General features: G+C 66.4%; 14 protein-coding genes. 8 read left to right on the top strand and 6 right to left on the bottom strand.

All coding sequences use genetic code 11. The features are described from left to right. Positions 1-1,032: tRNA 2-thiouridine(34) synthase MnmA (gene mnmA, locus Q0693_RS10210; RefSeq protein WP_298631518.1), on the bottom strand; the 1,032-nt coding region annotated here is incomplete at its 3' end. After that, a complete protein-coding gene (locus Q0693_RS10215; RefSeq protein WP_298631521.1) occupies positions 1,029-1,916 on the bottom strand; it encodes a DUF1385 domain-containing protein in 888 nt (295 codons plus the stop codon). The genes mnmA and Q0693_RS10215, both read right to left, overlap by 4 nt. 39 nt (positions 1,917-1,955) lie before the next feature. Between Q0693_RS10215 and Q0693_RS10220 the strand changes: the two genes are divergently transcribed. After that, entirely contained in the window at positions 1,956-3,356 is a 1,401-nt protein-coding gene (locus tag Q0693_RS10220; RefSeq protein ID WP_298631524.1) for a leucyl aminopeptidase, read from the top strand. A gap of 75 nt (positions 3,357-3,431) precedes the next feature. On the opposite strand, the gene Q0693_RS10225 is transcribed toward Q0693_RS10220, so the two are convergent. Next, complete coding sequence (locus Q0693_RS10225) at positions 3,432-3,875, bottom strand: Fur family transcriptional regulator (RefSeq protein WP_243029970.1); 444 nt, start codon at positions 3,873-3,875, stop codon at positions 3,432-3,434. A gap of 190 nt (positions 3,876-4,065) precedes the next feature. On the opposite strand from Q0693_RS10225, the gene Q0693_RS10230 reads away from it, so the two are divergent. Then, positions 4,066-4,329, top strand: a complete 264-nt coding sequence (locus tag Q0693_RS10230; RefSeq protein ID WP_243029968.1) for a septum formation initiator family protein — start codon at positions 4,066-4,068, stop codon at positions 4,327-4,329. Beyond that, positions 4,326-4,583, top strand: a complete 258-nt coding sequence (locus tag Q0693_RS10235; RefSeq protein ID WP_243029967.1) for a hypothetical protein — start codon at positions 4,326-4,328, stop codon at positions 4,581-4,583. Before Q0693_RS10230 ends, Q0693_RS10235 begins: the two co-directional genes overlap by 4 nt. Here the strand turns inward: Q0693_RS10235 and Q0693_RS10240 are convergent. Continuing rightward, positions 4,580-5,461 (bottom strand): LysR family transcriptional regulator, encoded by an 882-nt coding sequence (locus tag Q0693_RS10240; protein ID WP_298631532.1) that lies wholly within the window; start codon positions 5,459-5,461, stop codon positions 4,580-4,582. The genes Q0693_RS10235 and Q0693_RS10240 overlap by 4 nt on opposite strands. A gap of 114 nt (positions 5,462-5,575) precedes the next feature. Here Q0693_RS10240 and aceE point away from each other — a divergent pair, with 114 nt between their 5' ends. From aceE to Q0693_RS10265, 5 genes are read left to right on the top strand one after another with little or no spacing between them, the layout of a single operon-like run. Further along, positions 5,576-8,314, top strand: coding sequence for a pyruvate dehydrogenase (acetyl-transferring), homodimeric type (gene aceE, locus Q0693_RS10245; RefSeq protein ID WP_298631537.1), 2,739 nt, complete (start codon positions 5,576-5,578; stop codon positions 8,312-8,314). A gap of 20 nt (positions 8,315-8,334) precedes the next feature. Then, positions 8,335-9,585, top strand: a complete 1,251-nt coding sequence (locus tag Q0693_RS10250) for a 2-oxo acid dehydrogenase subunit E2 (protein WP_298631540.1) — start codon at positions 8,335-8,337, stop codon at positions 9,583-9,585. A gap of 40 nt (positions 9,586-9,625) precedes the next feature. Beyond that, the gene (hemC, locus tag Q0693_RS10255) at positions 9,626-10,531 is read left to right on the top strand and encodes a hydroxymethylbilane synthase (RefSeq protein WP_243028781.1); all 906 of its coding nucleotides are present in this window, start codon (positions 9,626-9,628) and stop codon (positions 10,529-10,531) included. A 42-nt stretch (positions 10,532-10,573) separates the two neighbouring features. Further along, complete coding sequence (locus tag Q0693_RS10260; protein WP_243029959.1) at positions 10,574-10,969, top strand: transcriptional repressor; 396 nt, start codon at positions 10,574-10,576, stop codon at positions 10,967-10,969. Continuing rightward, on the top strand, positions 10,970-12,211 hold the full coding sequence (locus Q0693_RS10265; RefSeq protein ID WP_298631544.1) for a folylpolyglutamate synthase/dihydrofolate synthase family protein: 1,242 nt from the start codon (positions 10,970-10,972) through the stop codon (positions 12,209-12,211). Positions 12,212-12,273: 62 nt separating this feature from the next. On the opposite strand, the gene Q0693_RS10270 is transcribed toward Q0693_RS10265, so the two are convergent. After that, on the bottom strand, positions 12,274-13,404 hold the full coding sequence (locus Q0693_RS10270) for an aminotransferase class I/II-fold pyridoxal phosphate-dependent enzyme (RefSeq protein WP_298631547.1): 1,131 nt from the start codon (positions 13,402-13,404) through the stop codon (positions 12,274-12,276). Then, on the bottom strand, positions 13,397-13,669 hold a 273-nt coding region (locus Q0693_RS10275; protein WP_298631550.1), incomplete at its 5' end, for a MogA/MoaB family molybdenum cofactor biosynthesis protein. The genes Q0693_RS10275 and Q0693_RS10270, both read right to left, overlap by 8 nt.

The following is a 13,669-nucleotide window of genomic DNA, read 5'->3' on the forward strand; positions in this document are numbered from 1 at the left end:
GAGCCTTTCCCCCTGGTACAAGGCGGCGCTTTGCCCCGGGGTCACGGCGAACACGGGGCTCAGGAAGCGGAGGCGCAAGGGGCTTAGGGACTCCACCCGGGCCCTCACCGGAGGGGTGCGGTAGCGCACCTGCACCTCCACCTCCTCGGGGGGCTGGGCGAGGAGGTTGGCCTCCTCCCCTTCCAGGCCCTGCCAAAGGCAGGCTTCCTTGGGCCCCACGTAGACCACGTTGGCCACGGGGTCTATGCCCACCACGTACCGCTCCAGGTGGGGCTTGTAAAGCCCCAGGCCCTTGCGCTGGCCGATGGTGTAGAGGCTTGCCCCTTGGTGCTCCCCCACCACCTCCCCGGTGAGGGCGTCCACCAGGGGTCCAGGGCGGGGCATAAGTCTTTCCTTAAGGAAGGACCTTAGGTCCCCGGCCACGAAGCAGAGGTTTTGGCTTTCCGGCTTCCTGGCGGTGGGGAGCCCGGCCTTTTCCGCCAGGGCCCGCACCTCGGCCTTGGTCATCCCCCCCACGGGAAAGAGGAGGTGGGGAAGGGCCTCCTTGGGGGTGCCCCAGAGGAAGTAGCTTTGGTCCTTCCGGGGGTCCACGCCCCTCAGGAGGGCCTCCCCTTCCCGGCGCACATAGTGGCCGGTGGCCACGTAGTCCAAGCCCAGGCGCCTGGCCTGCTTGAGGAGGGCGCCAAACTTCACGAAGGTGTTGCACCGGGCGCAGGGGTTGGGGGTGCGGCCCCTGGCGTAGTCCTTCAGGAAGGGTTGGAGGATTTCCTCTGCGAAGGCCTCCCGGTAGTCCAGGAGGTAGAAGGGGATGCCCAGAAGTTCCGCCACCCTGCGGGCCTCGTAGGCGGCCTCGGGGGTGCAGCAGCTTTCCCAGGCCCGCCCTGCCTGGAGTTCCAGGGAAGGCTTGGGCGGCTCCTCGGGCCAGAAGCGCATCATGGCCCCCACCACCTCGTACCCCGCTTCCCTCAACAGGTAGGCGGTGACCGAGGAGTCCACCCCCCCGGACATGGCCACCAGGACCGTCTTCCTCATGCCACCACCCGTTCGCCCAAGGCGGCCTCCGTGCTCCTTATGGCCACCTCCGCCATCTCCGGGGTGGGCTCGGCCACGGTGAGGGCTTGGAAGCGGAAGCCCAGCTCCCGCAAAAGCCGGGAAAGGGGATCCTCGTGCCGGGCGGAGAAGTAGAGGAGCTCAAAGGCCAAAGCCGCCACCAACGGCAGGAAGAGCACCCGGGCCAGTAGCCGCCACCAGAGCACCTCGGGAGCGGGGATCAGGCTGTAGACCAGGATGGAGACCACGATGACGAAGGCCAGGAAGGTGGTACCGCACCGGGGGTGGAAGCGGGGCTGGGCCAGGACGTTTTCCACCGTGAGGGGAAGCCCCTTTTCAAAGGCGTGGATGGCCTTGTGCTCTGCCCCGTGGTACATGAAAAACCGCCGGATCTCGGGCATGCGCCCGATGAAGAGGAGGTAGCCCACCAGGATGCCCACCTTGATGAGGCCTGCCAGGAGGTTGTAGAGGACGGGGAGACGGGCCGGGTCCAGGAGGAGGCCGGCCAAAAACCCTGGCAGGACGATGAACAGGGCGATGCCGAGAAGCAGGCTTACCGCCACCGTGCCCCACAGGGCCCCTTTGGGCACCTCCTCCTCGCCCCCTACGAGTTCCGCGCTCCGGGCCAAGGCCCGGTAGCTCACGGAAAGGGCGTCCCATAGGGCCACCACCCCCCGGATGAGGGGCAGCCGGGCCCAAGGGTAGCGCTGGCCCAGGGCAGGCTCCGCATGGCGCTCCACGTGCACCCTACCATCGGGCAGGCGCACCGCCAGGGCCCAGGCCCAGGGGGACTTCATCATTACCCCCTCGAGGGCCGCCGAGCCCCCCAGGGTCACCTGTTTGGCCAAAAGCAGGAGAAGCCGCATCCCTCCCATTTTGCCACGGGGGCATGGTATCTTCCAGGCGTGATCACCTTGCATGCCACAGAGGCCACGTTGGCGGAGGGGAAGGTTCCTTTGAAGGTGGTGTGGGTCAGGAAGGGGGAGCTTACCCCGCAAGGCCAGGTCCTGGACGCCCACCTGGATGGGTTTCTCCGCCGGGCCATGGCCGAGGCCGGCTTCAAGGGGGAAGCGGGGGAAAGCCTCCTTTTGGCCTCTTCCGAGGGGAACTTTCTCCTTTTCGGCCTGGACGAGGACATCCGGGCTACAGGGGGAAGGCTTGCCCAGATGCTTTCCAAGCTGGCCTTCCCCGAGGCCCTGGTGGAAGCCCTGGAGGCCTATCCCTTGGCGGAGGGCCTCCTCCTGGGGGCGTATCGCTTTGACCGCTACAAGGAAAAGGGGGAGGATAAGGTCCTGGCCCTCCACCTTTCCCGCGCCAGGCCAGAGGAGCTGGAGAGGGCGAGGAAGGTGGCGGAAGGGGTTTTTTGGGCCCGGGACCTGGTGAACGAGCCCCCTAACGTCTTGACCCCGGAGGCCCTGGCGGAGGCGGCCCTTTCCCTGAGGGCTTTGGGGCTAACGGTGGAGGTTTTGGACGAGGAGGCCATCCGGGCCTTGGGCATGGGGGCGTTCCTGGCGGTGGCCCAGGGTTCGCAGAACCCACCCCGCTTCATCCACCTGCGCTATGCCCCGGAGGGCGCCCGGGAAAGGCTGGACCTGGTGGGTAAGGGGCTTACCTTTGACTCCGGCGGCTACTCCCTAAAGCCCACGGAGAGCATGGCCACCATGAAGGGCGACATGGCCGGAGGGGCGGCGGTCCTGGGGGCCCTAAAGGGCGCCGCCCTTTTGGGTTTGCCGCTGGAGATCCGGGGCTACATCGCCGCCTGCGAAAACATGGTTTCGGGCCGGGCCTACCGGCTTGGGGATGTGCTTAAGACCTTCGCCGGCAAAACGGTGGAGGTGATGAACACGGATGCGGAAGGGAGGCTCACCCTGGCGGATGCCCTGGCCTATGCGGAACGGCAAGGGGCTAAACGCATCCTGGAGCTTTCCACCCTTACCGGCTCCGCGGTGGTGGCCCTGGGGGAGGAGGTCGCGGCCCTCTTCGCCACGGAGGAAACCTGGCAAAAACGGGTGGAGGAGGCGGCCAGGAAGGCGGGGGAGAAGGTTTGGCCCCTTCCTTTGGAGAAGGCCTACCGGGAAAAGCTGAAAAGCCCCGTGGCCGACATGAGGAACGTGGGGGACCGGTACGGTGGGGCCATCACCGCCGCCCTTTTCCTGGCGGAGTTCGTGACGGTGCCCTTGGTGCACCTGGACATCGCCGGGCCCGCCTTCGCCAAGAAGGCCCATGCCCTGGGCCCGGAAGGGGGCACGGGTTTTGGGGTGCGGACGGTCCTCGAGGTAGCCCAAGGGCTGACCGAGGTAGCCTAAGGGCTGACCGAGGTCGCTTAAACCCTTTAAAAGAATCCCACCCTGCCCGGAGGCAGGGTGGGAATCCCTTCAGGCCTACTCCTGGCAGTTGGGGCAAAGCCCCCGGAACTCCAGCCGGAAGCTCTCCAAGGCCCAGCCGGACTTTTCGGCAGCCGCCTTTTGCGCCTGGGAAAGGTCCAGCTCCGGCAGGTTTTTCAAGAGGAGGTCTTCCACCTTGCCGCAGGAGGTGCAGACCAGGTGCACGTGGGGCTCCGTGTAGCCATCGTAGCGGGTCAGGCCCTTGGGGTCGCGGAACTCGTAGATGAGGCCGTGCTCCCGCAGGACGTGGAGGTTAAGGTAAACGGTGGAAAGGCCGATGTCGTAGCCCCGCTTCTTAAGGCCGTTATAAAGCTCCTCAGGGGTGGGGTGGACGTTTTTGCGGTCCAGATAGCTCAGGATCCGCTCCCGCGGTAGGGTGTGCCTCAACCCCACAGCCTTTAGCCGCGCCCGGTAGTTCTCCTTTTCCCTCATCCTTGGCATGGCTCCTCCTTCTTTCCGATTCCAGTATACATCCCCTGTGTGCAAATGCAACACCCAAATCCACCAAAAGGTAGTATCCACCCCATTTCCCTCCTGGGGAAGGATTTTCTCCGGGTTCCAATGGCTTCCCCTACCGCGCGGGTTCCTAAAGGCTACACCAACCCTAAGGAGAAGGTATAATGGGCCCACCTTGGAGCGGCCCATCTACCGTATCCTGCATCTGGTCTTTGCCCTGGGTTTGGCCCATGCCCTTTTCCTCCTGGGGCAGGAAGGGGTTAGGGCTTACCAGCTGGCCCGGGAAAGGGCCAGGTTGGAGGAGGCCTTGCGGCAGGCGGAGGCCCGGGTGGCCCGCCTCGAGGCCGAGGTGAAGGCGGCCAGGGACCCCGCCCACCTCGAGGCCCTGGTGCGCAGGTTGGGTTTTGTGCGGCAAGAGGAGATACTAAAGAGGCGATGAGGGAAGACCCGGCGACACTCTTTCTGGAGGACGAAGCCTTGACCGACGGCCTCACCGATGAGGAGGCGGAAGCCCTTCTCTCCTGGCTTTTGGACCTGGCACGGGAGGCCAGCCCTTCCCAGCTGGCCCACCTGAGAAGGCTGGGGCACGAGATCACGCGCCTTTCCCGCGACTACGGCCTGCCGGTGGAGGAGCTCATCGGCCTGGTGGAACTGGCCTGGGGGGAGGCGGAGGCCCCGGGCCTTCAGGCCTAAAGGATCAAAGCCTTTAGGAGTGCCCGCACCTCCGAAAGCCTGGGGGGAGCGGGATGGGTGCGGTAGATGAGGGAAACCTGCAAGGCCGCCTCTTCCTCCAGGGGCTTAAGCACCACCCCGGGATGAGGAAAGACCCGGTAGGGAGCCAGGGTGAGGTAGACCCCCACCCCCGCCGCCACCAGGCTTACCGCCTGGGAGAACCGGGCCACCTCCCGGACCACCTTAGGGGTGAAGCCCGCCTGCTGGAAGACCGCCATGAAGGCCTCGTGAAGGGGCGGTAGCACCTCCTTGGGGAGGAGGAGGAAAGGTTCCTCCCGCAAAGCCTTGAGGGGCACCCGTTTTCGGGAGGCCAAGGGGTGCCCCTCGGGCAGGGCTACCACGATGGGCACCGGCAAGAGGGGTTCCTGGCCTATGGCGGGGTCCTCCACCCTAAGCCCTGCCAGGCCGTAGTCCAGCTGGCCCTCCTTGAGGGCCTTTACCTGCTCAGGGGTGTGCATCTCCAGGATTTCCACCGGCTGGCCCAAGCCCCGGCGCAGATGGTCCAAAAGGGGCATGAGATCGGGAAGGAGGTTTTCCGGCACCCCGAAGCGGAGCTCCCCAAGGTAGCCCTTCCCGGGCTGGCCCCGCCCTGCTTGGCGCACCCGCTCTTTTAGGGCCTCCACCTCCGCCAACAGCCGCTTGCCTTCCCGCTGCAGCACCTCCCCCGCCGGGGTAAGGCGGAAGGGCCTGCGCTCAAGGAGCTTGACGCCTAGAGCCTTCTCCAAGGCCTGGATGTGCTGGGAAAGGGCGGGCTGGGAAAGGTAGGCCTTCTCCGCGGCCCGGTGGAAGTTCCCTTCCTCGGCCAGAAGGAGGAAAAGCCGCAGGCGGCGCAGGTCCATGATAAGGCTAGCTTATCATCACGCCCCAGGCTTTTCTATTGGACAAAGGGTCGCCTCTGCCCCAGACTGGGAAGAGGAGTCGGTGTAGTGTAGTTTTGCGCAAAAGGGGGGAAGATGACGGAGGATGTGCTCAAGGAAGCCCTAGAGGCCCTTTCCCCAGAGGAACTGGCCCGGCTCAAGGAGGAGGAGAACCGGGAGTGGCGGGAGTCTTTGGAGTATGTGCTCCGGGTGGAGGGGTTGGCCCGGGTGGAGGAGCTTTTGCGCCTATTGGACGAGTTTCTCTACCTGAAGGGCTACACCCCTGCAAACCGCCTCTCCACTCCTTACCTCAACACCATCCCCAAGGAAAAGGAGCCTCCTTACCCAGGGGACCTGGATCTGGAAAGGCGCATCGCCAACATCCTGCGCTGGAACGCGGCCATGATGGTCACCCGGGCCAACAAGAAGGCGGATGGGATCGGGGGGCATATCTCCACCTACGCCTCCATCGCTGAGCTGTATGAGGTGGGCTTCAACCACTTCTTCCGCGGGCCTGAGGCGGGGTTGGACCGGGATTTGGTCTTCTTCCAGGGGCACTCCTCCCCTGGCATCTACGCCCGGGCCTTCCTGGAAGGGAGGTTAAGCGAAGCGGACCTGGAGAACTTCCGCCGGGAGGTGCACCCTCCGGTGCCGGGTGGCCGGGGGCTTTCCAGCTATCCCCATCCTTGGCTGATGCCGGACTTCTGGGAGTTTCCCACGGTGAGCATGGGCCTTGGCCCCATCCAGGCCATCTACCAGGCCCGGTTCATGCGCTACCTGGAGGACCGGGGCCTGAAGCCCAGGAGCACCGCCAAGGTCTGGGCCTTCTTGGGGGACGGGGAGCACGACGAGCCGGAAACGGTGGGGGCCTTGCACCTGGCGGCCCGGGAGAGGCTGGACAACCTCATCTTCGTGGTGAACGCCAACCTGCAGCGCCTGGATGGGCCCGTGCGGGGCAACTCCAAGATCATCCAGGAGCTGGAGAGGCTGTATAGGGGTGCGGGCTGGCGGGTGATCAAGATCGTCTGGGGTTCCGCCTGGGACCGGCTCCTGGCCAAGGACCAGGAGGGCCACCTCCTGAGGCGCTTTGAGGCCCTGGTGGACGGGGAGTCGCAGCGCTATGCCGCCTTTGGGGCCAAGGAGCTCAGGGAGCGCTTCTTCAACACCCCCGAGCTCAAGCGGCTCATCGCGGGGATGACGGACGAGGAGCTGGATGAACTCACCCGTAGCCGGGGTGGGCACGACTTGGTGAAGATCCATGCCGCCTACCAGGCGGCGGTGGAGCACAAGGGAAGCCCGGTGGTTATCCTAGCCCGCACCATCAAGGGCTACGGCATGGGGCCCACCGCCATGGCCAAGAACGTGGCCCACCAGGTGAAGAAGCTCACCGAGGAGGACCTAAAGGAGGCGCGCTCCTTTTTGGGCATCCCCATCCCTGAGGAAAGGCTATCGGAGCTTCCCTACTACCACCCGGGGCCGGACTCCCCCGAGGTGAAATACCTCCTAGAGCGCAGGAAGGCCCTGGGGGGCTTTGTCCCCGAGCGCCGGGTACGGTTTACCGGGGGCCTGGGTCAGCCGGAAGGCTATCTGGAGGTGCCGGGGGAGGAGTTCTTCCAGGAGTTCTACGAGGGTACGGGGGGGCGGGAGATCTCCACCACCATGGCCTTCGTGCGCATCCTGGCCAAGCTCCTGCGCCACCCCAAGATCGGGAAACTCATCGTGCCCATTGTGCCCGACGAGGCCCGCACCTTCGGCATGGAGGCCCTGATCGCCCAGGTGGGCATCTACTCCCCCCAGGGGCAGCTTTACATCCCGGTGGATGCCGGCACCCTCACCGCCTACAAGGAGAGCCAGGAGGGGCAGATCCTGGAGGAGGGGATCACCGAAGCGGGGGCCATGGCGGACTTCATCGCCGCCGGCACCGCCTACGCCCACTGGGGCATCCCCACCATCCCCTTCCTCATCACCTACTCCATGTTTGGCCTGCAGCGCATCGGGGACCTGGTCTGGGCGGCCGCCGACCAGCGCACCCGGGGTTTCCTTCTGGGGGCCACCGCCGGGCGGACCACCCTGGAGGGGGAAGGCCTGCAGCACCAGGATGGGCAAAGCCAGGTCTACGCCCTAGCGGTCCCCAACCTCTTGGCCTACGACCCCGCCTTCGCCTACGAGTTCGCCGTCATCCTGGAAGACGGTCTACGGCGCATGTACCAGAAGGGGGAGGATGTCTTCTACTACATCACCATAGAGAACGAGAACTACCCCCACCCTCCCATGCCCGGGCCCCGGGAGAAGGTGAAGGAGGGGATCCTGAAGGGCCTCTATCTTTTCCGCCCCGGGGAGGGGGAAGGCCCCCGGGTCCAACTTCTGGGTTCCGGGCCCATCCTGCCCCAGGCGGCGAAGGCCCAGGAGTTGCTGAAGGGCTACGGGGTGGTGGCGGATGTCTGGAGCGCCACCAGCTACAAGGCCCTCTACTACGATGCCCTCGAGGCGGAAAGGGAGCGGAGGCTTTTGGGCAAGGCCCGCAAGCCTTACGTGGCGGAGGTTCTGGAGGGGCACGAGGGGCCGGTGGTGGCTGCCAGCGACTACCTGAAGGCCCTGCCCAACCTTATAAGGGGGTATCTGGACCGGCCCTTCTGCGCCCTGGGCACCGACGGCTTTGGCCGCTCGGATACCCGGGAGGCCCTAAGGGACTTCTTTGAGGTGGATGCCCGGCACATCGCTTACGCCGCCCTTGTTCTCCTGGCTGAGGAAGGCCAGGTGCCGGCCAAGGTCTTGGCCAAGGCGCGGAAGGAGCTGGGGCTTGAGCTAAGGGAGACCCCGCCCCACCGGAGGTAGGGGGTATTCTGGAGGGCAGGATGGAGCTAAGGCTTCCCGAACTGGGCGACAACGTGAGCGCGGCCACCGTGGTGGGGGTGCTGGTGCAGGAGGGGGACCGGGTGGCCCCCGGCCAGCCCCTTTTGGAGCTGGAAACCGACAAGGCGGTGATGGAGGTGCCCGCGGAGGCGGGCGGGGTGGTGAAGCGGGTTTTGGTGAAGGTGGGGGACGAGGTGCGCCCGGGGCAGCCCTTCTTGGAGCTGGAGGCGGGGGAGGTGGCGGCCCCCTTGTCCCAGGAGGCTCCCACCCCGGCTAAGGAGGAGGCCCAGCCCGCGCCTTCCCCAGGGGTCCCGAGCCCTGCCCCAGCCCCGGTAGGGCAGGAGGAAGGCCGGCTCATCCCCGCCGCTCCCTCGGTGCGGCGCTTGGCCCGGGAGCTTGGGGTGGACCTCCGCCAGGTGCGGGGCACGGGCCTTGCGGGGCGGATCACCGCCGAGGATGTGAGGCGGGCGGCGGGGTTGGCCCAGCCCCCCGTGGCCCTCGAGGCCCCACCGCCCCCAAGCCCCAAGCTCCCTGACTTTAGCCAGTGGGGTCCGGTGCGCACCGAGCCCATGAGCGGGGTGCGCAAGGCCACCCTGCGGGCCATGGCCCGGGCCTGGGCCCAGGTGCCCATGGTCACCCACTTTGACGAGGCGGACATCACCGAGCTGGAAGCCCTAAGGAAGCGCTACGCCAAAAGGGCGGAGGAACGGGGCTTTAGGCTCACCCTCACCGCCTTCCTCCTCAAGGCCTTGGCCCTGACCCTGAAGGCCTTCCCCAAGTTCAACGCCTCCTTGGACCCGGAAAAGGGGGAGGTCATCTACAAGGACTACGTGCACATCGGGGTGGCGGTGGACACCCCCTTTGGCCTCCTGGTGCCGGTGATCCGGAATGTGGAGCAAAAGGGGGTCCTGCGCCTGGCCCAGGAGCTCCAGGAGATTTCCGAAAAGGCCCGGGAAAGGAAGCTTTCCCCCGAGGAGATGCAAGGGGGAACCTTCAGCCTCTCCAACCTGGGGGGGATTGGCGGGGTGGGCTTCACCCCCATCGTCAACTGGCCCGAGGTGGCCATTCTGGGGGTTTCCCGCTCCCAGATGAAGCCGGTGTGGGATCCGGAGAAGGAGGCTTTCCAGCCCCGCCTCATCATGCCCTACGCCCTCACCTATGACCACCGCCTCATAGACGGGGCTGAGGCGGCCCGCTTCTGCCGGCATCTGGCCGCGCTTTTGCAGGATCCTTTGGGCTTGGCCCTGGAGTAGGGGGTGCCCGGCCCCGGGTTCTCGTGTAGTATGGGAAAGTATGCGCGTCATCGTGGTGGGAACCCGGGGCAGCGCCTTGGCCCTGGCCCAGACCCGCTTTGTGGTGGAGCGTCTTAAGGAAAGCTGGCCCGAGGCGGAGTTCAAGGTGAAAACCATCAAGACCCGGGGGGACCAGGGGGCAAGCCCCCTGGAGCAGGCCATCTTTGTCAAGGAGTTGCAGGAGGCCCTCCTTTCCCGGGAGATTGACATCGCCGTGCACTCCCTGAAGGACCTCCCCACGGAGGAACCCCCGGGGCTTAAGATCGCGGCCATACCCCGCCGGCAGGACCCCCGGGATGCCTTTTTGGGCAAGGTGTATAAGCGCCTCGAGGACCTCCCCCAAGGCGCCGTGGTGGGCACCAGCTCCGTAAGGCGCAAGGCCCAGCTTTTGGCCCACCGGCCGGACCTGGTGGTGAAGGACCTCAGGGGCAATGTGGACACCCGCCTGGCCGCCTTGGGCAATGGGGAGTACGACGGGATCATCCTGGCGGCGGCGGGGCTCATCCGGTTGGACTTGCGCAACCGCATTGACCAGTTCCTGGAGCCCGAGGTGATGCTTCCCGCCCCTGGCCAAGGGGCCTTGGCCCTGGAGGTGCGGGTGGGGGACGACCTGGCGGAGGAGCTTTGCTATGCCCTCCACCACCACCCCTCCCACGACCGGGTACGGGCGGAGAGGGCCTTTTTGAAGGGCCTGGGGGCCGGGTGCCTGGCCCCGGTGGGGGCCCTGGCCCAGGTGGCGGAGGACGGCACCCTCCTTCTGGAGGGGATGGTCCTCACCCCCGACGGCAAGAGCTTTATCCGGGCGGAGATTGAAGGCGACGCTTCCGAGGCCGAGGAGCTGGGCCTGGAGCTGGCCCAGGACGTGCTGGAGCAGGGCGGGCGGGAGATTTTGGCCCAAACCCGATAGGATTGCTGGAGTTTCCCCCTGGCCTGGGGTATAGTGGGGTAGATGGCGCTTAAGCGCTTGACCCGCCAACGCAAGGCTGTCTTGGAGGTGGTGAGGAAGGCCCACAACCACCCCGATGCCGCCTGGATCTACCAGGAGGTGCGCAAGGTGGTGCCCAAGGTGAGCCTGGGGACCATCTACCGCACCCTCGAGGCCCTGGTGGAGGAGGGCTACCTTATCCCCATCACCAAGGCCGGGGAGGCCACCCGCTACGACGCCAACCTGCACCCCCACCTGCACCTGGTCTGCGAGAGGTGTGGGGAGATCGTGGACCTGGAGGTGCCCCTTCCCGACCTTCTCGCCCCCGCCCAGGAGGCCTATCCCCAGTTGGAGGTAAGGGGGGTGGAGGTGACCTATAGGGGCCTTTGCCCCGCCTGCAAGGCGGCCCTTAAAGGATAGATGGGTCCCTTGGCCTGGCTTTACGCCCGGCAGGGCCAGGTGAAGCCTGGCTTGGAGCGTATCCGAGCCCTCCTGGCCCGCCTGGGCCACCCCCAGGAGGCCTACCCCGTGGCCCTCATCGGGGGAACCAACGGCAAGGGCACCACCGCCCGGGCCCTGGCGGCGATCCTGGAGGAAACGGGTTTAAGGGTAGGGCTTTACACCAGCCCCCACCTGGTGGACTTCCGGGAGCGCGTGGCCGTCCAGGGCCAGCTTCTTTCGGAGGCGAGGCTGTTGGCCCTTTTGGAAGAGGTCCGTCCCCACGCGGAGGCTTTGGAGGCCAGCTTCTTTGAGGTGGCCACGGCCCTTGCCCTTATGCACTTTGCCCTGGAGGGGGTGGAGTTCGCCGTGCTGGAGGTGGGCCTGGGAGGACGCCTTGATGCCACCAACGCCACCGAGCCCCATCTTTGCGTGGTGACCAACGTGGGCTCCGACCACCTGGAGGTTTTGGGCCCCACCCTGAGGGACGTGGCCCGGGAGAAGGCGGGGATTTTCCGGAAAGGGGTGCCGGCCCTCACCGCCGCCAGGGGGGAGGGGCTTCAGGAGCTTCGGGAGAGGGCCCGGGCCCTGGGTACCCCCCTTTGGATCCTGGGCGAGGCCTTTTCCCTTTCCGGGGTGCAGGCCCTGGGGGAGGGCCTGGCCTTCCGCCTGGGGCTTAAGGGGGAGGAGAGAACCTTCCGCACACGGCTTCTTGGCCCGCACCAGGCGGAAAACCTGGCCCTGGCGGCGGTGGCGGGGAGGCTTTTGGGAGCGGGGTGGGAGGCGGTGGAGAGGGGCCTTTCCCGGGTGGAAAACCCGGGAAGGCTAGAGCGGCTTCCTTGGCCTAAGGGCAAAGAGCTTCTTCTGGACGGGGCCCACAACCCGGAAGGGGCTTGGGCCTTGCGGGAAGCCCTTCGCTTTCACAGGCTTCTGCCCGCCGCCTTCGTCCTGGGCTTCAGCCGGGAGAAGGACCACCGGGCCATGGCCGAGGCCCTTGGGGGATTGGGGCCGGTGGTCCTCACCCGCTACGCTTCCCCTAGGAGCCAAGACCCCAAGGCCCTTCTCCCCCTTTTCCCCGGGGCCCTGGTGGAGGAAGAACCCCTAAAGGCCCTGGAGAAGGCCTTTGATCTGGAGGACCGGGTGGTGGTGGCGGGAAGCCTGTACCTGGTGGGGGAGGTGAAGCGGGCCCTTTTGGGGCTTCCCCCGGAGGAAAGGTGGCAGTAGGGCGGCCCCGTCCTGGGCGCCCCGGCGGAGGCGGCGGCTTGGTTGGCGGGCAGGGAGAAGGCTCAATCCAAGGCTTCTTTTAGGATGCGGGCGGCTTCCAGAAGCCTCTCCACGGGCTGCACCAGGGCCAGGCGCACGTGCCCTTTCCCGCCGGGGCCGAACCCCCTCCCCGGGGCCACGGCTACGCCCCGCTCCACCAGGCTTAGGGCGAACTCCAGGTCGTCCACGCCTGGGGGAAGCTTCCCCCAAAGGTACATGGTGGCCTTGGGGGGGAGGAGGTCCAAGGCTCCCTTCAGGGCTTCCGCCATGGTTAAGGCCCTTTGCCGATACACCTGGGCGAAGCCCTGGGTCACCTCCCTGGGGGTCTTGAGGGCGGCGATCCCCATGCGCAGGATGCCGGCATACTGGTTGAAGTCTACGACCCCCTTGACCCTTTCCAGCCGGGCGATGGCCTCCTCGCTCCCCAGGGCGAAGCCCAGGCGGAAGCCCGCCAGGTGGTAGCTTTTGGAGAGGCTAAAGAGCTCCACCACCCGCTCCCGGCCCCCGGGAAGGGCCAAGGGGGAGGGGGCCTGGCCCTCGTACACCTGGTCCACATAGGGGTTGTCGTGGACCAGCCAGAGGCGATGTTTTTCCGCCAAGGCCAAGGCCTCCTCAAAGTAACCCCAGTCCGCCAAGGCTCCCGTGGGGTTGTTGGGGTAGTTGAGGAGAAGGACCTTGGCCTCCTTCCAGACCTCTTCCGGCACCCGGGAGAGATCCGCCAGGCCGTCCTCCCGCAAGGGGATGAGGAAGGTCCTCAAGGAGGCCACCTGGGCGGCGCCGAAGTAGCTGGGGTAGGCCACCTCGGGAAGGAGGAGGAGGTCTTGGGGTTCAGTGAGGGCCAGAAGGAGATGGGCCAGGCCCTCCTGGCTTCCGATCAAGGCCAGGGCTTCCCGGCCGGGGTCCAGGCGTACCCCGTAGCGGTCCTGGTACCAGCGGGTGGCCTCCTGCAAAAAGGGAAGGGTGCAACTTTTCAGGCAGTAGCCGTAAGTGCTGGGGTCGGAAAGGGCTTCCCTTAGGGCCTGAAGGGGCTCGAGGGGGGGCGGGAGGTCGCTGGAGCCGATGGAGAGGTCTATAAGCCTTAGGCCCTTCTCCCGGGCCTTCCTCTTGGCCTCGTCCACCACCAGGAAGACCGAGGCCTCGGGGACCCTACTCATGGTGCCCCTCCCGCCAGGCCTTGCCGGTGATGAGGCTTAAGGCGTGGGGCAGGACGGGAAGCACCGCCTCCAGGGATTCCCGGGCCCCCTTGGGGCTTCCCGGCAGGTTCAGGATGAGGCTTTTCCCCCTTACCCCCGCAAGGCCCCGGGAGAGGGCGGCCATGGGGGTTTTCGCCAGGCCCTTAAGGCGCATGAGCTCGGCAAGGCCCGGCACCTCCTTGTCCAGGAGCTCCCGGGTGGCCTCGGGGGTCTTGTCCCTGGGGGC

Source organism: uncultured Thermus sp., from assembly GCF_938010445.1.
Taxonomy (GTDB): Bacteria; Deinococcota; Deinococci; order Deinococcales; family Thermaceae; genus Thermus; species Thermus altitudinis.